Source organism: Vreelandella nigrificans (assembly GCF_002374315.1).
In the GTDB taxonomy this organism is placed as follows: Bacteria; Pseudomonadota; Gammaproteobacteria; order Pseudomonadales; family Halomonadaceae; genus Vreelandella; species Vreelandella nigrificans.
Genome location: NZ_NWUX01000024.1, coordinates 38104 through 56060, shown reverse-complemented (window position 1 = coordinate 56060; position 17957 = coordinate 38104). Strand labels below are relative to the sequence as shown.

Below are 17957 nucleotides of genomic sequence, written 5' to 3'. Positions count from 1 at the left end.
CTCAGGATGGCTGTGAAACGTATAAATTAAAGTAAACTTTAGTCCAAGTAGTTGGAAATATCCCTGGCCAACGCATCATCTTCGACCCCTGTCCAAAATGGTGAGGTAGGATCCATCGGCGAAACAATGGGTGAGCCCTGGACTAGCACCTGCTCTCCATACTCGATATTCAAGTGCTGACCCACTTTGGAGAATACAGTTTCAAATGCTTTTTCACTGCATTCAGGGCTTCGTTTCATACTCACCACAACCATCGGTCGACCCGCTTCATCGTAGTCAACCTCCGCACTACGGGTACACTCAGGCGTAAGCGTATAACTGGCATCCGACACGCTAAATACCAACCCTTGCTGTGCTTGGTGTGAGTTCTGGTAGTGAGCTCCTTCCCCAGCACACCCAGCCAGGAGCGCCAACGACATTGCTGCTAATGGCTTCTTCATAAGTAACCTTCCCTGCTTAACGTCTCAAAAGATCGGTTTAAGAAGACTCTATGCCTACCTACCATTTCACTTTAGACGGCCTCAAACTCTTTTTTCAAATCGTCCCTCTCTTCTACCCCGATTAGCTTCTGGATGATAACAGCGCCAGTATCGCAGACTGACTCAGCTCATCGAAGACCTCAGGGTCAGTACGGACTCTAACATCACCGCATTTTATTAAATGTGAGGGCCAATGATACTCTGTCCCAGTAATAGAGCGCTTTTTCTGAATCACGCCCGGCAAATTTTTACGAGCCTCATCAACATCGAACTGAGGCTCAAATATAAACGCTTTGAAACCACTCTCCGCACAGAAAGCCTCTTTGAGCATCAGAACCAAATGGACATGGCTAATGGGTATTCCTGAAAGTTCTGTATTGCAGATCCTATTCAATAAAATATCCCTGGCATCATCGTTATTCATCAAAACTGATGTGTAGACAAGAATATAAACGTCTTTGTGAAACGACTGACATTGAGGATCTTCCAGTTTTTTGTTGGGCATCAGGACATATTCATACTCCTCAAGTATTGCGTGATACCCACACCCATCAACTGGGATAATCGTCTGCTTCTTATTGGCTGGAGGAATCTCTGGTTTTCCAACCCAGGCTCGAATAGCCGCCCGGGCCTCCGCCTCCCGAGCCCGTCCATTCGCCTGAGCGGAAGCATCAAGGGCTTCCATCACGTCTGGCTCTATACCTCGTACAGTCATTGCTAGTTTTTTATTCGACATATTATCCCTCAGCCCAAAAAGACATCATATTGATATCGATAATGATATCAAAAAGACCCTATGTCAACATTGGCTGAAGAATATCTTAAAGCAGATCTATCAAGTGTGAGACTGTCCCCACTAGAAGGCCAAAAACCGCATTCGGTAATCCCCCCCGAACAAGACAGTGGTGGTTAAAATCAGGCCTAAAAGGGGAGGAAGGAACGCAGATCACCCCACCATGTGATATCATCGGATGATAACGTGATAGGCTGAGGTGAAGGTGTCAGGTGAAAATAAAATAGATCCAGGCCTAGAGACCCTGTTAGACCTTCATGGAGAGGTCTTCCCGATGGAAAAAGGCGGCTACTGGACAAAGTTCGAGGCTTGGAGGGTTAATCCCAATGAGCAAATTCCTCATGGGGTTAAGTACTCCATAACCCTACACGATAAGCACAACAAGAGGATACTTGGGTATGACAACGCTCATGCCATAAAGCCTAAAAGAAGGAATTTTGCAGCAAAAAAGAAGACGTGGGATCACAAGCATAAAATGGAAAACGTCGAAGACTACGAGTTTGAGAGCGCCGGAAAGCTTCTAGAAGATTTCTGGAACGAAGTTGAAAACATATTGGCTATGAAATAGGTGTGAGATGAAAACTAAAGTCATGACGGTGGGCATCATCTCAAGAGAGGATTATCGCAAGCGGACTATCGCTATTGCGAAAGGAGAATATAAGCCAAAGAAGAAAGAACCAAAGGTATGGTTTGAGTCGATCACTTCTATGGCTCAGGTTCTTAATAGCGATAACCAGGAATTATTGAGAACAATAATTCACAACAAGCCGCGCTCCATTTCAGATCTTGAGAAAATGACCTCAAGGAAGAAATCAAATCTCTCCAGGACATTAAGGACCCTAGAGAAGTATGGGATTGTTGATCTAAAGAAAGAAGGCGGCAAGGTCGTGCCAGAAGTTATGGCAACAGACTTCAATGTTCAATTTGGACTTCACTACAGCCATCCAGTAAATGGTGAGAACGCCTTGTCAGTTTGACCCCAGAGTCCTTCTCGTTCAGCTTTGAAGTAGCGTTGATCGATTGCCACTCAGGCGAGGTGTGCTACCTTAGAGAAAATGACTGTAATCACCAGAGAGGTGGTGATATGGAAAAAAGCGGTAAAACAGACGGCTGGTCAGATGGTTGGCACACTCACGCTAGTACTGGAGATTCCCTCTGTGTATTGCGCGACTCAGTTGTTGGGGCTGCCAAATCAGCTGTCAAAACTGCCGCCACTGATGACACCAATGACAAGGGCAAACCTGACGGCTGGTCTGATGATTGGCATGCCAACGCAAGCCCACGAGAGTCACTCGGCGCCTTGTGCGGTTCCGCCATCAAAGCGACCACCACACGTGAAGGTTGGTTGAAAATTGCACGTGGCACTGGAAAAGTAGCAGCGGTCTCTGCTGCCGTCGGTTTCGTAGTACTCCGTAATGCGTTGGAAGATTCGCAGCCTGATCACTTGAAGAATGGGCTTCTGGAAAATGATCTACTTGAAAATGATCTACTTGAAAATGACCTTATAGAAAATGAGTCTATTGATGGCGATCGCACGTACCTCTAAAATGCGACAAGACCAGCGTTTGCTGGCCTTGTCGTTTGCTACTTGAGCCCCCTATAGCTTGCCGCCAGATCCCATTGACTGTCCCTTGCTACCACCTTTCTCGCCTGCACTTCTGGCTCCTTTACTACCATCTCCGGCTGCATTGCCAACACCACTCCCAACTTTCATTCCCGCCCAACCTAGCGCCCCTATCCAAAGCGCAGGCAGTACAAAAAACATCGTGCCCTCTACAAACATCAGCACCATGCGGTCATACATGTTAGTGGCGGCTGATAACCAGCTCATTTTAGCGGCATCACTTTTATAGATAAGTTCCACGAGATTGGAACTCATCCAGCGTGCGACTTCCCACCAAAAAGTTAAGAACCAGGTAGCAAATAACCCGAAGGTGGCCACCCCTGCAACTTTGAAAGAGTAACCAGAAATTAGCATCACAAAGGGCAAGCAAATCACAATGGCCATAACCAGTATGGCTTGAACCATGGGCAATGCCTGCTTTGCCATATCCATACCCGATTGGAAAGGTAGTGCTCCGATCCCGCCCCCAAGTATCGCGCCACCCGAGACAGCGATATCCACAAGCATATCTAGGCCAGTAGAATGCCCACCACCGTCAATATCCCTATATCCCACAGCAGCCTGATTTAAATTACCATTAGCGGCACCAGAACGAGGGCTCACCATTCGTCTGATAACATAATCCTCAGCGTCAGATCGCGTGAAGACACTACGAACGCTATCCCAAAGCTTTGTATCAACCTGATCATGTAGCCGAGCCCGTAGACCTACGTCGCCTGTTGACCACCATTCTGAGCACGTGGGATACCCATCCTGCCCTGGCCCAGTATTGGGTCGAGAGGCATCACGTGTTTCGTTGTACGGAAACCCTTGCACGGGGCGCCCAGAATAGAAACTATCATAGTAGCCAGGTGTTCCTAGAAAATAACTACTACCAATCCAGTCCACATCTTGACCGCGACTACTATCTACACTTCCTGATTGCTGAAATAGGCGATTGCGTGCGGGGCCAAAGCAGCTCAACTGAAACTCTCCCACCTCTCGTTGCAGCACGGGGTCTTCAATACTGTTCAGGTCTAACTCGGTTCTAATTGACTGGTAGTCTGTCGTACAGGGGATCGCTGCTATCGCTGCACCTGTCACGCCATGAGAGACCGCATGTACAAATGCCCACCAGACCGGAATGCTTGGTACTTGACCATCGAGGGAGTTAAGCGTGGACTCACCCCATTGGCCTGATGCAAATTGCCGCACGCCGCACTCCTCGCTGCGCTTTATATCAACATCCACTGTACTCAATTGAATAGACAGAATTGGCTGGCAGGTAAATAAAAATACTATTGCCATCGCATAGAGCCGAGTTTCGATTCTATTAATGCTCAATACGCCTTTGTTCCCTTCATCATCGCCTTCCTGTCGAGCTCGATACCACTCAGACACAATCAAGGCGATGAAAGGCACAGCGGCTAACCCTGTCTGGGTAAATACATCCCATAGGGCGTTTTGAATTAACCATCCCAGCATCAGTAACGCATTGGAAAAGAAATCGAATACGATTAATGGAGCGTTAAGCATCAGGCACCTCCCAGCCAGCGGGGCAGGTTCAGGACTTCAAGCAGAAGCAGTAGGAGTAGAACTGAGCGCTCAAGTCGACGAAGTCGATGAGCTGCTTCAGGATTGTTTCCAATGCGTTGTAACACGCGTGGTTTGCTGTAATACCACCAGACCGCAGCGATCGCCGCATAGAGTACAGCGCGCCACACGAGCAACCACCAACCTGCTTCTCGCCAGGCGCTTTGAAATGCAGGCAGGCTGCCAGCGATACGAATACCAATAGTGGCAATGATACCGCTGACAACCACCATACCTACTAGCGCCACGAACGCGACTAGGAAGGATGACCATCTTTTTGGATGTAGAGAAAGTTTTACCATTAGGGCTCTTCCTCATTCATTGGACGACCCCGGCTATCCAACGTAGCCCCAGGACGAGTAACCTCTCCTGCACTTGAGCCTGCTGCACGATTACTGGCTCGATCTAGTGCAATACCAGCGGCGCTGGACGCTAGCGATTTGCGAATTTCCATCTCCGACTGCAACGAATCAATATCACGATCAAGCGCCGCCAAACGGCGGTCTAACGCACTCATTCCAGGCTCATTATTGGCAATGCCAGGGTCGCTAGATCCGGCCAACAAGATGCGCCGCGCCCAAATAGCCTTCGTTAGCGTTCTTGCCAACGCCATTTCGGTAGCTAAACGGTGAGTCAGAAAGCTTCCTTGCGGGTCGTTACGCAGTGACTCGATAACTCCGCGAGAGACAGTGAGTCCATCTGCCGAGATGTTGCGGAGGTTATCTGGCGTTGGAGCTGCACTACCGCTGACCAAATCGGCTAAGCGCTGGAACACCTCTTCTTGCTCTCGCTCAAGCTCACGCATTAGCCCTGTTCCTGCTTGAGACTGTCGCTGTTCACAGTTCTCACAGGTCTGTAAATCATCGTCACCAATGACAGATCGCGTCCATTCTGATGCAGCTTCGGGGGTTGCCCAAATGGTACACATTCCACCTCGACACTCAGCCCCACCAGCTCCACCGGTCCCTCCACCCGACCCAGCAGTACCGCCACCACCAATCCAGTTGCCATTATTGGTAGGTACTGAACCCCAGCCACCACCTCCGCCTGAGACAGCCTCATTCGACGTCGGATTAGTTCGACCGTGAAGCAGATTAAACCCTGCCCGCGCAGTGTCTTTCACAACGCGGATGGGCTCTTGTCCTTGCCCACCACGCTTTTGTCCCCCGACCCAGGTCGTACCGCCATTGCCACCGCTCTGCTCAACCTGCTGTTGGGCTGCAACCACATCGTTGGTACCCTGCGCCGTTGATTGCCAATTTTCAGCGACAGCCATCTTATGCAATCCCTGGCCCATGGCTAAGTCTGCCATCTGATCAGCCATGTTCTGACAAGAGAGTTTTGATCGATCAAAGTCCATACGCCCTTGTAAAACACCATTGCTAAGCAGGTCATATAGACCAGGGTTAGCCCGCTGAATAATCATTGCCGGCAATGACGCAACAGCTCCTTGAGCGTTTTGCACGACCTGTCCCATCATGTTCTGGAAGCCCTGGGTGACACCATTGAGTTGATTGCTCACGGTCGCCCCGATGTCGAAATTCCCACATGAGGCATTCATATTCCAACGAACGCCAATGCCAGTGACGTGAGGGTTATGACCTCGACCAGCAGAGATAGAAAAAGGTGATGCTCCGCCAATCTGATAGTAGAGATTGTCGGCCGACTGGGCGTGAGCGCCTTGGGACAACAGAAGTGTCGACGCAAGTGAAATGCTGAGCGTAAGAGTTCGTAAGTGCTTGCAGGGTGTCACGATCTACCTCCTCGACGACGAATGACACGTTATCGTCAGAAAGCCAGATCTTGGTCCAAGTAGCTGCCAGAAATGTTAATGCCGGAAATTCTCTTTTCTACATACAGAACAAAGTGGCCTCGATAACCTCCTCCCATAGACAGCTAATACAAGATATTTTCCGCTTTATGAACATGACGAGACTTATGAGGACGATCATGCGCCACGATGACATCTTGAAAAACCGCGCCCATATCACAAAGGATTCAGCAGGCGATACCACTAGCTGCCAGTCCTGTGGGAGTGAGGTAATATTTGCACTGCGGGATAACCATCATGAATTTTCAATGAGCCTTTCCACACTATTACAGTGTTTGCATTTTGCAGAACAGGAAGGGCTAGTTCCTCCTGTTGATACGATGTGGTGGTCTCAGGTAACCAGTAGATACTGCCTAGTCGTTCCTGATAACTTGGCCACTGATGACTCGGCATAGGTTAAGGAAGCGTCAAAATGGATGTTTATAAGCTAAGGGTTGATCATGTGGGTGGTAAGCCTATCGACAAAGATCGCGTCGAATCAGAGACGAAGTGTGGATACCCCTGGTACCGACCTAGCGCTCATGGCAGGAAGTCTCAATTTGCGGTCTGCCCTGCTTGTGATAATCCGATACAGCTAATTGGCCTCTATGAGCTCCCACCCAATGTGAAGCACCCGTTTGGAAAACATCACGGTCGCTCTATAGAGGATCTCGCACCGCTTGATGTAGAAGAACGAGGTAACTGCCCTTATTTCAAACCACGTCAACACCATAAATCAGAACGAAAGTCTCGTTTTGAAGGTACACCAAGGAAAATTCTTGAGCTGCTGATCAGCCAGTTCGACAGAGTCGTCTATTTGCTCGAAAAGGAAACTAACTTACGTTTTTCTCACAAAACGCTCCGTAAAATGCTTCGTGAGTATCAGGGCGAGCGAGGCTTCATGTATACAGGAGCCTCACTACGGAACGTCCCCTGGTGCTTTGCTTACATGTCTGATGCAACCAATTTATATGGTCAGAGCATTAGAAATGAAGCGCTGGCGAGTGCAATTCTTGCTCATGTTCCAGAAGCTCACATTGATGAAGTTACACATCAGTTGACAGCACAAAAGCCTCTTGATGGCTCTAAGCCACGTTTTTTCGAACTCAGCCTATGCTTTTTACAACATCGTTTTCATAAGCAAGAGGATGGCCATTTGCTTGAAAGCATGAAATTGAACATCTCAGTACGCTGGGACAATCAAGTTGAATTCCAAGACGTTTACGAGGAAACCATTGAATTTAATCATGATTTTTTTGACAGATTAATCAATACTCCCCCTCAACGAGCACAGCGCAACCAACGGCTGTTGGATATTGCGCAAGAGGAACTAGGGAGCTTGTTGAAATAGCCTGTGCGCTGGAACATCAATCCGGTATACCAACGAGAAAAGATGCTCCGACGCAACCGTACTTAAAAATTGTAATGGTCTATTAGCTCAAACCCTCTGCGCTGACAGCACTCATAGCGCCGCCAAAGTGCAAACGCATAATCCCCCCCCTCATCCAGGCGCTCAGAATAGGTGTGTTGCGGGGATCTATCCGGCCAAATGGCGCAGGAGCTACTTCGATTAGGATAAAGATCCTGCCACTGGTGATTTTTACTACCTTCTTCTACTGGCCCAGGCGGCCAATAGCCATTTCGTGAGCTAGCTGTACTAATTACTGGTTGATAGACGTGCGGCTGCCCCTCTCGCGTCACTATATCTGCTGCGCGCTGCGCCATTAAAGCGGCACTTTTATAGTCATGGGTCTGGGAAATGAAGCCACTCCGGGGAAAGATGTTTCCCCAAAGGTCACCTGGTTGTCCTAACTCACGCCGCCCAGGTATAAGTGCCTCTGGGTAGACAGATTCAGGGATGCCCGATCGCCACGCCAGGGCATCCAGCGTAGAGACAAAATATGGCCGCATGGACTGAGTTGCCCCTTGGCATGTAAAACCGAATTGACTCGCAAAATGGTTGAACATGGACGCTCCTGGATGCCCAATCGCGTCGACGTTCTTGAACCTCAACTGTTGGTGCATAGTGGGCTCGACATCCCCCGTACTCCTCCCACCCGCCATTGCCTCACCGGTGGGCGGAGAGACGGCCGCGATTTCAACCCAGGGGTTCCTCCCAGTATTTTCATAACTCGACACAACTAGCTCTGGAACAAAGTGCCCCACTTTCACAGAAGTCCGTATCCGACAGCCACTAAAACCACAGTAAAGCCATAGACATACGCCGACGACTTTATAATCCATACAATTATGTGACGCCGCTGACGGAATGATGCTGGCTGTCGTCAGCCGAGCTTCAGCCTGATTAGCACTGGCCACAGCACTGACCAGCCCGATCGCTAGAACGGCACTTCGAACATAACGTGTGAGCGCTTTCATCACTCAGCCTCCCCTGCTATGAACGCCGCAATTTCCTGAACGGCCGCTTCAACGTTGTGCTGTCCATAAATTACGTATTGCCCATCAACGACAACGGCTGGCACCTTCTCAACTCTCAATAACCATGCGCGGGTAACCCCCGTATGAAGGTCGCCATAACGCTGCATAATGCTTGGCCACTCCGGCGACTCCATACGCTCACGCATACTGATTCGCGCAGCATCAAGATCAGTAGATAAACCCTGAGAGATTTCCGCATCGAGGCGGGCAGGAGCATCAAGCTCGATCACGGCGACCCCTTCGGGGACATTGCTGACCGGTTCACCCGCCGTCGTAAACACCTCTATTGACTGTCCCAGTACACTCATTGGAGCCCAAGCAAGAGCGCTAACAGCCAAACTGGCAATCCAGCGCCGCGAAACGCAAAAATTAATGGTCTGTCTCAGCATGATGTTCGCCACTCCAGGAAATGAACTGTCACAGCAAACGGTATGCCCTGCGATGTACTGTCACAGCAAAAAACGTTAACCCAACGCGTTGGCTTTCTATGAACCGCTCGACATAACGGCATGCACAAGGTGCTCGACAGGCATGTATCCCTCACCCATCTCCCCATTTGGGAGCACGATGGCCGGTGTGCCCTCGACGCCGAAAGAGTGGCCGAGTGAATATGCACTTGCTACGGTTTCTCCGCACCGATCCCATGCTTGCCCATCATTCTCCACGGCCAAGCCCGGATTGAACGCTGTACTCAGTTCCTTATGAGGGGTTTCACTGCACCAAATTTCCGATAATTGCTGAGCCACTGGGTTATTGAGCCCCATCCGGGGAAACGGCAGATAGTTAACGGTGATTCCGGCCGCATTTATGGCATCAATGTCACCGTGCAGCATCCCGCAATATGAGCAGCTGGTATCGGTGAACACCGTAATCTCGCCTATTTCTTCATTGGAAGCCTGGAATGTGATGAAACTATCCCGCAGGTCTGTAAGGGCCTCAATACGCTCCTGGCGGCGAAGAATTTCCGTGACATTGACTAAGCGATCGTCAGCGTTCTCGTAGAGCGTGCCGAGAATTAGGTATCGACGTTCTGAGTCGGTATAGAAAATCTCTCCTGAAGGCAGCACGACCTCATCCCAGCCCTCCATAGGGGCCTCACCGATGCGCTTAGGAGTCACGGCCTGGCCACCAATCATTATTTCTTCGTGGGTCTCCTCTAGCTCTTGTGCTTGATGTTTATCCGAAGCAGAAGCCAATGGGGTACAAAGAACTACCCCCAGAGCCGCAGTCAAAGTAAAAGTGGCCGCACAAGAATAGGTGCGGTTCAAACCGTTCTTCATGTCACAATTCCCCGCTTCTCATCCAGCCTGCGAGCAATCTCAATGGCTGCATCTAGTTCGGAGCACTTAAGCTCACGCATCACGCGATCACGCTCGGCTTTTTCATCCCCCTCTGTACCTGCTAACGCCAAATACAGACTCGGAGGCACTACGCGGAACAACGCCTCTAACCGCGTCGATAAGACGACGCCTTCGGTGTACTTCTTGTTGACCTTGGTGGCCGACAGCATCAACTGTCGTTGGGAAGGTGTCAGGCTCTTAAAACGTGCCACCTGCTCGACTTCGTCAGGCGGCATTGTTAGACAGATCCACCACTCAACCATGTTAAGCAGCTTCTCTGCAGCATTCGGAAAATCTTCCAAGTTCTGAGTCGCAAACCAGAGCCAATGGGATAGCTTACGGCCCATCTTGCCAACTTTAACGAAGAATGGACTCAACAGAGGATTGACGGTGACGATGTGACTCTCGTCAACTGCTTGCACGATAGGTCGACCGGAAAACTGCTCACGTTCGGCTAGGTTTGTAATCATGTTAGTAATTGAAATTACCGCCAGGGCCAGCTGAGCTTCATAACCCTCACGTGCGTAGTGAGCGAGATCGATAATTGTCACATCGCACTCTGGCCACGACTTCCCCGCCCGGTTGAACACCTCTCCGTCGAAGCCATCAACGAAGAGTCCAAGTGATTCCCCCATGTCGTACGCACGCTCGCGTGCTGATTCTGGCAATTCCGAGTCGTTAGCGATTTCACGAAACGCCTGCCGAACATCTTCGGTCAGACAGGTACGACCAGCCGCATGTGACGTCCGGGCTGCCCGATAAATCGCATCCCTGACCATGCGTCGGTCTGAACGCCGAAACTGAGCCTCTTCTTTAGGATCCCCGCCGGTAATCATCAGACGCGCAGCGATTTCCATCTCGCCCATCAAGTCACGTTCATCGCCCTCACTGTCACCGTCAGCATCCTTAACCAGGGTATCCACGGAGGCTTCTTCGTAAGGGTTATGATCTTCCCTGTCGCGCTCAACGCGGGCTGCTTCCATCTCTGCATCAAGCAGACGATGAGCCTCTGAAAATGGGGGTAAACACGCACCTGAGCCAGGTGCCAGGCGCACTTTATTTACCGTCATTCCCTTACGCTGAAAATAGTCACCCAACATGCCAAAGGAGTTGCCGACTTCAATGACAAAGAGCCGCGGACGATGAATGGCCATCACTTGGCTGAGAATACCGTTCAACGTTGCTGATTTACCTGCACCGGTTGGTCCAAAAATCAACATATGCGCATTGGCCGCTCGGTCATCCAGGTTTAGCGGGTCAAAATTAAACGTCCCACCCCCTCGGTTAAAAAAACTGATTCCTGGATTTCCTGTGCCCCTAGCACGACCAAAGAGAGGCGTCAGGTTGGAAATGTGCTGCACAAAGTTCATCTGGGTGTACCACCCAGAGCGATCTAGCTCAGGGTCGTACGCCATCGGCAGCCATCTCAAATAGCTATTGAGTGCAGCCACTTCATCTTCAGGATCAACTGGTTTCAGTTGGGCGCTAGTCAAACGCGTCGTAAGTTCCAATAAGCGCTTTTCCAGTTCCCGCTCATCAGCACCATTGACATAAAACACCAGGGAGGACTGATACAGTTTGTGATCATCACCTAAAAATTTGCGGGCCTTGTCACAATCTTCTCTTACTTTTTGTGCCTGCACAGTGCCGCCAACGGCTTTCTGGCGCAGCTTATCAATATGATCTTCAAGAGGCTCCTGGGGCGTCGCGACAACAGTTAAGCAAGCCTCAGTGCCTTCTGGTAACAAATCCAGCAATGCATTCGATATTGTTCCACCGCTTTGGCCATTATTTCTCGTCACCTCGCCAGTGATGTGACCAACCTTAGGTATCTGGCGCATTTCTTCGACGGGGACGACAGCGTGAGGCATTCCATCAAAGTACCAAAGCCCCTTATCAACATCGCCAAACGGAGAACTGGCAAGCAACCCCTCCGATAAGTCGTATTGAGGCAAACGGTCATCGTCATCAGGATAGTCAAATACATCGTAAAAACGTTGTGGATCATCTGGCGAGGTGCGGGGTCGAGGATTGAAACGAGGCATCAACCAACGATGAAAATCTCGGCCATCATAGCGTCGAAAGGTCAATCCGCCCGGTTGGAGCGAGGTCACCAAGCGGTCAAAAACTTGATTCACTGCATCCTCAGGATTGCTTAACGACTTTCGCTCCCCCATCTTTTTGGCTTTACCACTGCCCAGACGACGGTAAAGTACCAAGCGAGTACGCCTTGATTGTCCACGCCACTGCGTTTGAGTGACTCGATCATCTTCAAACAGCCCGCCTGGCTTCGCAATCGCTCGCATATGCGCATCCATGCTAGCCAGCCACGCCTGAGTAAACTGGGTATCTAGCAATCCAGGGCGCGTATAAGCGCGTAACTTTTCTAAATCTGGACGCGGATCAGTATCATCGCGAACATATAGCTGTAGTACCCAAGGGTGGTGGTCGTATTCGGGTAGACAGTCCTGTAATGCTGAACAAATGATGTCGCGCACATTTTCCAGTGCCTCTTCACTACGACCTTCGGTCGGGACAGGAATAACCTCCGCTACGATACCTACTGATACCCCGTCTTCGAGCAAGAAGCAGCCACTCTCGGACAGATACTCAACCCAGGGTAGCTGCGATGCAAAACTCGGAGCCCTGCGATAAGCAACACGCAAGCTACTTTCGGTGATGGGTTTACCACGCGGCAAGGAGAGTGGGCGTCCGCTTAGATCGGTAAGCAGCGCTTCTACCTGGGGTGAGACCTTCACAGATTCATCTGCAGCGCCTAACTTGGCACCCTGATCCCGCTCCTTGCTCTTTTGGCTTTGGCCTGTCGGTGGAAAAAGCGTGCTCATAAAAGAATCAAAGGCTGACATCAATCACTGCCTCCCAACCAGCTCTACGCTGACATGACCGTGTTGCTGGGCAGGCACTTGAGGCCGAGCAGTTTCCCCCGGCATTGCGTACTGTGGTCGGGAATAGAGAGTGAACACAGTCGAATAACCAGGGATCGGAACCGGATCTGCTCCAGCAAGGTGCGGGAACACATACATCACCAGGTCAGGATTCGGTAGTCGTGAAAACTGGCTATAGATCTCATTCGCTGCCGAGCGGGTGTAATTAACCCGCTGATCGATCAATGCACCATCATCAATGCCACGACGTAACTCGCTACGAGTGTCAAGCAAGCCGCGTTGGGTTAAATCATCACCTACCCCACCAGTCCCGCCTTGCTGCCACAGCTCTTGCATCGTCGGAGACCCGTCTAAATCCCACATATCATTTTTTGACGTGGCGCAGCCGCTCAAAAAACTCAGCCCGAATGTCAACGCAATCCCACTGATTAGCTTCTTACGGCATGTCGTAGCCGAGCGATAAATCGCGGTCATAATGCACCCTCCTGCCCTGTGTTTCGTAATCGATCTGTAGCTCCCGGTCGATATGTATGGCCACGTTTCGGCCCGGTGGTACAAAAATCGCTGCAAACGCCTCGCCATACAGCCGGTTAACCCAGCGCGACATATCATTCACGCCAGACGCCATAATTTGCTGGGCTGCTTGGCTGCCAGACATTGCCGTGCTCACACTGCCATCTGTATTGAATGTCGTGGAAATATCGCTATCGTCACTCATTAACGTTGCGACACCCGCCCCTGCAGCTGTTAAGAGCGCCTGCGTTCCTAAAAACTGCTTTGCATTACTACTGCGCTGGCCACTGACACAGGGAATACCAATGGAGTCTGATAGCCAGCCAATTTTTGTACGGGAGGCATTGTTTGAGCCGCCTCCAGAGTTGACATCATCAGGTTCTGGCAAAGTACGAACAGTGCCGTCTTCAAACACAAAGGTGATTGAGTGAACATCTCCCCGGACACATGACAGGGTCCAATCACCACTGGCGGTGCCGCTCATGATCGCTGACTGCACTTCCGGGAGTTCAATGCCGTTGGCAGTTAAGTTGTCCGGACCGACGATGACCTTGAATGGGTAGGGATCGGTGACCGTACCGTCCACCGGCACCCGACCGATCAGTGCTGTCATTGACAGAGATCCCATCAAGGTCGAATTTTGCGGCACGGTATACACTGGTTCGACCGTCGACGCAGGCGGCTGACCAGTTACTCGACGCTCTACCGTATTGGCTGCATCCTGAACGGCACCACTCACCGCACCTGCTGCTTCTCCAAAAGCAGTAGGAAAAATCACCTCTTCTTGGCGGCTTCCTCGACTGGGCATTTCGCGTGCATCAATGGGGTCAACCCATGACAAACTGCTCGAGGTACCATAACCACCACCTTCAAGTCCGAGTCCTATCGGCAAATCATCATCTGCAGAATTTGTGTCCAAGCGTCGTCGCAGATCACTCAGTTCACGTTGAACTGAGCTCAACAAACTCTGATCTTCGCGACTACGCTGATGGCTGTTATTTTGTTGACGCTCACGCTCGGCACGTAGCGCCTCATGAATGAGCTGGTCCACATTTTGTGTGCGCTCGGTCAGACGCTCATTTTGACTACGCAGTGCCTCACTCTCCGCTGCAGTACGCTCAAGGTCGGAGCGCATAGCTTGCACCTGTCCGACGAGTGTCGCGACAGTATCCTGAGGGGTATCCCCTTCAACACCGAGCGCTCGAAGCTCATCTTGCGTCAACTGTAATGTTGGATCTTCTTCCCGGTTTTGAGCAGAGCCGGTGTCTGTTCCACTACTACTGCAGGCACGTAGCATCACCACGATCACAATGACCACAAACACGGGGATCAAAATTTTCAGAAGTCCATTGCTCTTAAGCGTCATGAGCCAGTCTCCTCATCCAGAGGAGAATGAAGCATCGACTGAGCCAGACCATTTCCTCGTGTGACGACAAACAGCGACGTTGTATCTTCAACGCTTCCCTGCGGCCCGATACTTGGGTGCATAAATGACGCGCTATAGAACTCTCCTTGCAGCCAGCGCGGATCCAGCTCAAATGCACGGCTAGCATCGTTGTTAGTGAGACGTATAGCAGTCACCGTGTAACCATTAAGCGTCCACGCTGCCAGCGGTTTAGCCGTTACTGGTAGGGCAGGCATTAACGTCGGCAAGTTATCTGGTAGGCGCATCGGTACTCGCCGAACACCTGGTACTGTCTCAACTGCTCGCATTGGCGCATATAACGACTGCGCTGCGTAACGTGTTAACGCCACCGGGACAGGAGGCAGTGCAACGCCTTGCTGCGCCGACTCCTGCCCTTGCTGCTGTGCTGTCTCCTGAGACGTTCGATCCTCTGCCTCGACTATCCGGATATCCTCGTCACTAGCTCCGTCACGAGCCGATAGATCAACTAATAGGATCTCCCCGCTTTCCACGTCCTGCAGCTGAACCCTTTGGGCATCAAATGCCTCATGAGCCAGTAGATACAGCACTCCGCCAGAACTTTGGACCCTAAGAGTTTCCGCATTAGCAATTGGTCCTGGCAGACCAACACGGACATTTCTATCGAGAATCACAATACGTTCGATACCAACAGGGAGAGGGATATCCATAGGACGGCGCTCCCATTCAATGATTTCAACCGCCCAGCTAGGCTGGGCTATCATGACCCCAACAGCTAGCAATGCTCCTTGACGCAACAGGCGCAACAGGCTCATGACGCACCTCCTTCGGGTGTGGGCATTTGCAACCGCTGTGGTGTCCTTGCGAAGCAGTCCAGCTGCAGCCCCCATGGATTGTTCTGAGGATCGACATCTGCACGTACAACCCGCACTGGATAACGAATAAACAGGTCACGAACCTGAGTACCCCGATACTGCTCGTCGATAGCCATATCTAGGGTTACTACCCAGGCATCCCTGCTCAAAATCTCAACAGATTCTGGTCGATACCCCCTGCCAGGTATTTCGTAAATGCCTCTGACTCGGTTATTCAGCTCATTGCTATTACGTCGCTGTTCATACTCGCGGTTCAGCTCAATCTGGCACGACGGAGTGAGAAAATGCTGGTATGCGTAAAGATTGCGACGGTAGTCATTTTCACCGTTACTCGGCCAACGATTGATTTGCTGCCACACGTACAACGAGAATGCGTAAACGCTCGACGGGTGGATTTCCCACCATGAACGAGTGCTACCGCTACGCAGATCAGGTGGATTATGGATCGTTAGTTCTGTAGGCGCGGACTTCCACCCCCACCACATCACCGTACAAATGACGAGCAAGGCTACGATGATCCCGCGTAGTGTCAGAATATGAGAATCCCGAGCAGATAAAGCATGACGGTAACGGCTCATGCACGACCTCCCCGCTTGTTTCTCTCTCGATGTATCCTATAAACACTTGAGCGAGTAATAAGCGACTTTCCATCACCGATAGGAAACCCCGCACTAGCCAACTTCCACTGAAAATGACGGTAGAGCCAAACCGTGCTACGTCCACGTCTCAGCCGCCGCATCACCGTTCCACCGAACCACAGAAAAATACCAGCAGTTAGGAACGCAACCGTAGGCACCATGGCAAACATTCGCAGCAGCCAGGCACTCATCGCCCCAATGGGCAATCCAGTGCAAAAACCAACTAGGGCCATCATGCCTACCTCGCGCCCCGTCATCCCCCGGAATACAACTGGCGGCTCGTTTAGACGTTTAGGAATAAACGCAATCGTCGACATAGTGCCTACTCCTGAAGTGATGATTACTGGGACAGAATCGGGAGCGCTTCAGTAGCCAGCCAGATGATCGCGACGATCAGCACAACCCCCACTACTACAGTTACAGCAAACTTACCCCAGGTTTCACGCTCACGTGCCTCCTTAAACGAAGCGACGGCAGACGCGCCCACCATCAGAAAAGCGATGGTGCACAAGACCAAACCAATCAACGCCCCGAAATCATACAGATAGCCCTGCAGTGTCGAAATGAGCCCACCGCCACCTTGCGATGGCGCCTCCATCTCCGGCAGTTGCGCCATCGCAATTGCAGGCATACCCATGACCAGAGCAACGCCCCATGATGTCAGGAACTGCTTTGCACGATTAAACCCAAATGCATTTGAAACTTGCTTCATAAGTAACTTACTCCGTTAGTTACGCTTCTTTGATAAGCTACTCATTGAGTTTGAGCAGCAACGGCCACACTTACTGAGCAGCTATCCGCTAGGTAAAAACACCCAGTAAAATATGATCAGTAACAACACGACTCGTAGGCATGCGTAGACAAAGGTGTTGTCATCAACACGCTCGTTGACCCATCCCTTGTAAGCGGACATAGCCGTCCACATCGCCCACAAAATTGCGACCACACAGCCTGTTCCGGAAAGCATCAAAAAGATGGTGGTGCCATCAAAACCAGCCGCTGTTTGGAAGGCACTAGCACTTTCTGCAGACATTAAGGTCCCTCCCTCAAGTAGTCCCCTGACAACGGGACAGGCACACGAGGAGGCAGGCGAGGTGGAGCCAGATAGCCATCAATGCCTTCAGAAATGCGGTTTACATCTCGACGCAGTTGATCTGTATCTAGATAGAACCTGTGGCTAACTGGATTAGTGGCCGCTTGACGTCTCTCCAAGCGCTGGATGACAACCTCAATCTGATCCAGCTGCGTTTGTATAACTGCAAGATCACGACGCAGGATCTCGTCGCGTACCTCATCACCCAAAACGACATCAGGCAATACAGCTGTAAGCGCTACGGCGACGGTCAATCCAAAAGCGAGTGGATAGCGACGTCGACGTATCAGGGAGAGTGAGTGCAACATTGGGTCAGCTCTACAATGTCAATGTGTGTGCTAACCATGGTGAGCGAACTGCAACGCCATTTAACGGGATAATGTTAAGGACGAATCAATTGTATTTTTGCGCGGTATCGAGCGGATTCTTGACACGGGTAGCAGTCCCGATAGCATTAATACTGCTCGTGCTGTCGATGACAGCCCGGTGGT

The 17957-nt window shown here is 50.9% G+C and carries 22 protein-coding genes; 5 read left to right on the top strand and 17 right to left on the bottom strand.

Translation table 11 applies throughout. From position 1 onward, the window contains the following. Positions 1 to 38 precede the first annotated feature (38 nt). Both CPA45_RS19160 and CPA45_RS19155 read right to left on the bottom strand, forming a co-directional pair. Positions 39 to 440 (bottom strand): hypothetical protein, encoded by a 402-nt coding sequence (locus CPA45_RS19160; protein WP_096654332.1) that lies wholly within the window; start codon positions 438 to 440, stop codon positions 39 to 41. 121 nt (positions 441 to 561) lie between these two features. Further along, positions 562 to 1215, bottom strand: coding sequence for a FitA-like ribbon-helix-helix domain-containing protein (locus tag CPA45_RS19155; RefSeq protein ID WP_133066801.1), 654 nt, complete (start codon positions 1213 to 1215; stop codon positions 562 to 564). A gap of 262 nt (positions 1216 to 1477) precedes the next feature. On the opposite strand from CPA45_RS19155, the gene CPA45_RS19150 reads away from it, so the two are divergent. The 3 genes from CPA45_RS19150 to CPA45_RS19140 all read left to right on the top strand — a co-directional run bounded on the left by CPA45_RS19150 (position 1478) and on the right by CPA45_RS19140 (position 2818). After that, positions 1478 to 1840, top strand: a complete 363-nt coding sequence (locus tag CPA45_RS19150; RefSeq protein WP_244287657.1) for a toxin-antitoxin system TumE family protein — start codon at positions 1478 to 1480, stop codon at positions 1838 to 1840. Positions 1841 to 1847: 7 nt separating this feature from the next. After that, positions 1848 to 2249: an HVO_A0114 family putative DNA-binding protein gene (locus CPA45_RS19145; protein ID WP_165771589.1), complete on the top strand. Its 402-nt coding sequence runs from the start codon at positions 1848 to 1850 to the stop codon at positions 2247 to 2249. A 107-nt stretch (positions 2250 to 2356) separates the two neighbouring features. Beyond that, complete coding sequence (locus CPA45_RS19140; RefSeq protein ID WP_096654326.1) at positions 2357 to 2818, top strand: hypothetical protein; 462 nt, start codon at positions 2357 to 2359, stop codon at positions 2816 to 2818. A gap of 51 nt (positions 2819 to 2869) precedes the next feature. On the opposite strand, the gene CPA45_RS19135 is transcribed toward CPA45_RS19140, so the two are convergent. The 3 genes from CPA45_RS19135 to CPA45_RS19125 are packed head-to-tail and all read right to left on the bottom strand — an operon-like array spanning position 2870 to position 6221. Next, the gene (locus tag CPA45_RS19135) at positions 2870 to 4411 is read right to left on the bottom strand and encodes a conjugal transfer protein TraG N-terminal domain-containing protein (RefSeq protein ID WP_096654324.1); all 1542 of its coding nucleotides are present in this window, start codon (positions 4409 to 4411) and stop codon (positions 2870 to 2872) included. Continuing rightward, entirely contained in the window at positions 4411 to 4770 is a 360-nt protein-coding gene (locus CPA45_RS19130; protein WP_096654322.1) for a hypothetical protein, read from the bottom strand. The genes CPA45_RS19135 and CPA45_RS19130 overlap by 1 nt, the downstream gene beginning before the upstream one ends. Further along, complete coding sequence (locus CPA45_RS19125) at positions 4770 to 6221, bottom strand: integrating conjugative element protein (protein WP_096654320.1); 1452 nt, start codon at positions 6219 to 6221, stop codon at positions 4770 to 4772. Before CPA45_RS19125 ends, CPA45_RS19130 begins: the two co-directional genes overlap by 1 nt. A 197-nt stretch (positions 6222 to 6418) precedes the next feature. On the opposite strand from CPA45_RS19125, the gene CPA45_RS19120 reads away from it, so the two are divergent. Together CPA45_RS19120 and CPA45_RS19115 are read left to right on the top strand one after the other, a co-directional pair. After that, on the top strand, positions 6419 to 6694 hold the full coding sequence (locus CPA45_RS19120; RefSeq protein WP_096654318.1) for a hypothetical protein: 276 nt from the start codon (positions 6419 to 6421) through the stop codon (positions 6692 to 6694). A 17-nt stretch (positions 6695 to 6711) separates the two neighbouring features. Further along, complete coding sequence (locus CPA45_RS19115) at positions 6712 to 7629, top strand: hypothetical protein (RefSeq protein WP_096654316.1); 918 nt, start codon at positions 6712 to 6714, stop codon at positions 7627 to 7629. 62 nt (positions 7630 to 7691) lie between these two features. Here CPA45_RS19115 and CPA45_RS19110 read toward each other — a convergent pair whose 3' ends face one another. From CPA45_RS19110 to CPA45_RS19055, 12 genes are all read right to left on the bottom strand, one after another. After that, positions 7692 to 8657: a TIGR03756 family integrating conjugative element protein gene (locus CPA45_RS19110; protein WP_096654314.1), complete on the bottom strand. Its 966-nt coding sequence runs from the start codon at positions 8655 to 8657 to the stop codon at positions 7692 to 7694. Continuing rightward, a complete protein-coding gene (locus CPA45_RS19105) occupies positions 8657 to 9106 on the bottom strand; it encodes a TIGR03757 family integrating conjugative element protein (protein WP_096654312.1) in 450 nt (149 codons plus the stop codon). Before CPA45_RS19105 ends, CPA45_RS19110 begins: the two co-directional genes overlap by 1 nt. A 96-nt stretch (positions 9107 to 9202) precedes the next feature. After that, complete coding sequence (locus CPA45_RS19100; protein ID WP_096654310.1) at positions 9203 to 9997, bottom strand: thioredoxin fold domain-containing protein; 795 nt, start codon at positions 9995 to 9997, stop codon at positions 9203 to 9205. After that, positions 9994 to 12924 carry a conjugative transfer ATPase gene (locus tag CPA45_RS19095; RefSeq protein WP_096654308.1) on the bottom strand — a complete coding sequence of 977 codons (2931 nt, stop codon included), beginning with the start codon at positions 12922 to 12924 and terminating at the stop codon, positions 9994 to 9996. Before CPA45_RS19095 ends, CPA45_RS19100 begins: the two co-directional genes overlap by 4 nt. A 3-nt stretch (positions 12925 to 12927) precedes the next feature. Continuing rightward, positions 12928 to 13437 (bottom strand): TIGR03751 family conjugal transfer lipoprotein, encoded by a 510-nt coding sequence (locus tag CPA45_RS19090; RefSeq protein ID WP_096654306.1) that lies wholly within the window; start codon positions 13435 to 13437, stop codon positions 12928 to 12930. After that, on the bottom strand, positions 13400 to 14842 hold the full coding sequence (locus CPA45_RS19085; protein WP_096654304.1) for a TIGR03752 family integrating conjugative element protein: 1443 nt from the start codon (positions 14840 to 14842) through the stop codon (positions 13400 to 13402). The genes CPA45_RS19090 and CPA45_RS19085 overlap by 38 nt, the downstream gene beginning before the upstream one ends. Then, the gene (locus CPA45_RS19080; protein WP_096654302.1) at positions 14839 to 15675 is read right to left on the bottom strand and encodes a TIGR03749 family integrating conjugative element protein; all 837 of its coding nucleotides are present in this window, start codon (positions 15673 to 15675) and stop codon (positions 14839 to 14841) included. Before CPA45_RS19080 ends, CPA45_RS19085 begins: the two co-directional genes overlap by 4 nt. Then, positions 15672 to 16313, bottom strand: coding sequence for a PFL_4703 family integrating conjugative element protein (locus CPA45_RS19075; RefSeq protein WP_096654300.1), 642 nt, complete (start codon positions 16311 to 16313; stop codon positions 15672 to 15674). The genes CPA45_RS19080 and CPA45_RS19075 overlap by 4 nt, the downstream gene beginning before the upstream one ends. Further along, on the bottom strand, positions 16310 to 16690 hold the full coding sequence (locus tag CPA45_RS19070; protein WP_096654298.1) for a TIGR03750 family conjugal transfer protein: 381 nt from the start codon (positions 16688 to 16690) through the stop codon (positions 16310 to 16312). Before CPA45_RS19070 ends, CPA45_RS19075 begins: the two co-directional genes overlap by 4 nt. Positions 16691 to 16713: 23 nt before the next feature. Further along, complete coding sequence (locus tag CPA45_RS19065) at positions 16714 to 17085, bottom strand: TIGR03745 family integrating conjugative element membrane protein (RefSeq protein ID WP_096654296.1); 372 nt, start codon at positions 17083 to 17085, stop codon at positions 16714 to 16716. An 81-nt stretch (positions 17086 to 17166) separates the two neighbouring features. After that, entirely contained in the window at positions 17167 to 17406 is a 240-nt protein-coding gene (locus tag CPA45_RS19060; RefSeq protein ID WP_096654294.1) for a TIGR03758 family integrating conjugative element protein, read from the bottom strand. After that, positions 17406 to 17774, bottom strand: a complete 369-nt coding sequence (locus tag CPA45_RS19055) for an integrative conjugative element protein, RAQPRD family (protein WP_096654292.1) — start codon at positions 17772 to 17774, stop codon at positions 17406 to 17408. Before CPA45_RS19055 ends, CPA45_RS19060 begins: the two co-directional genes overlap by 1 nt. Positions 17775 to 17957: the final 183 nt, after the last annotated feature.

What these genes read in the sequence shown, in the direction of transcription:
- CPA45_RS19145 (WP_165771589.1), top strand. Translation starts at nt 1,848, where the DNA reads ATGAAAACTAAAGTCATGACGGTGGGCATCATCTCAAGAGAGGATTAT.
- CPA45_RS19090 (WP_096654306.1), bottom strand. Translation starts at nt 13,437, where the DNA reads ATGACCGCGATTTATCGCTCGGCTACGACATGCCGTAAGAAGCTAATC.
- CPA45_RS19095 (WP_096654308.1), bottom strand. Translation starts at nt 12,924, where the DNA reads ATGTCAGCCTTTGATTCTTTTATGAGCACGCTTTTTCCACCGACAGGC.
- CPA45_RS19140 (WP_096654326.1), top strand. Translation starts at nt 2,357, where the DNA reads ATGGAAAAAAGCGGTAAAACAGACGGCTGGTCAGATGGTTGGCACACT.
- CPA45_RS19100 (WP_096654310.1), bottom strand. Translation starts at nt 9,997, where the DNA reads ATGAAGAACGGTTTGAACCGCACCTATTCTTGTGCGGCCACTTTTACT.
- CPA45_RS19120 (WP_096654318.1), top strand. Translation starts at nt 6,419, where the DNA reads ATGCGCCACGATGACATCTTGAAAAACCGCGCCCATATCACAAAGGAT.
- CPA45_RS19115 (WP_096654316.1), top strand. Translation starts at nt 6,712, where the DNA reads ATGGATGTTTATAAGCTAAGGGTTGATCATGTGGGTGGTAAGCCTATC.
- CPA45_RS19080 (WP_096654302.1), bottom strand. Translation starts at nt 15,675, where the DNA reads ATGAGCCTGTTGCGCCTGTTGCGTCAAGGAGCATTGCTAGCTGTTGGG.
- CPA45_RS19070 (WP_096654298.1), bottom strand. Translation starts at nt 16,690, where the DNA reads ATGTCGACGATTGCGTTTATTCCTAAACGTCTAAACGAGCCGCCAGTT.
- CPA45_RS19075 (WP_096654300.1), bottom strand. Translation starts at nt 16,313, where the DNA reads ATGAGCCGTTACCGTCATGCTTTATCTGCTCGGGATTCTCATATTCTG.
- CPA45_RS19055 (WP_096654292.1), bottom strand. Translation starts at nt 17,774, where the DNA reads ATGTTGCACTCACTCTCCCTGATACGTCGACGTCGCTATCCACTCGCT.
- CPA45_RS19060 (WP_096654294.1), bottom strand. Translation starts at nt 17,406, where the DNA reads ATGTCTGCAGAAAGTGCTAGTGCCTTCCAAACAGCGGCTGGTTTTGAT.
- CPA45_RS19155 (WP_133066801.1), bottom strand. Translation starts at nt 1,215, where the DNA reads ATGTCGAATAAAAAACTAGCAATGACTGTACGAGGTATAGAGCCAGAC.
- CPA45_RS19110 (WP_096654314.1), bottom strand. Translation starts at nt 8,657, where the DNA reads ATGAAAGCGCTCACACGTTATGTTCGAAGTGCCGTTCTAGCGATCGGG.
- CPA45_RS19135 (WP_096654324.1), bottom strand. Translation starts at nt 4,411, where the DNA reads ATGCTTAACGCTCCATTAATCGTATTCGATTTCTTTTCCAATGCGTTA.
- CPA45_RS19160 (WP_096654332.1), bottom strand. Translation starts at nt 440, where the DNA reads ATGAAGAAGCCATTAGCAGCAATGTCGTTGGCGCTCCTGGCTGGGTGT.
- CPA45_RS19130 (WP_096654322.1), bottom strand. Translation starts at nt 4,770, where the DNA reads ATGGTAAAACTTTCTCTACATCCAAAAAGATGGTCATCCTTCCTAGTC.
- CPA45_RS19105 (WP_096654312.1), bottom strand. Translation starts at nt 9,106, where the DNA reads ATGCTGAGACAGACCATTAATTTTTGCGTTTCGCGGCGCTGGATTGCC.
- CPA45_RS19065 (WP_096654296.1), bottom strand. Translation starts at nt 17,085, where the DNA reads ATGAAGCAAGTTTCAAATGCATTTGGGTTTAATCGTGCAAAGCAGTTC.
- CPA45_RS19085 (WP_096654304.1), bottom strand. Translation starts at nt 14,842, where the DNA reads ATGACGCTTAAGAGCAATGGACTTCTGAAAATTTTGATCCCCGTGTTT.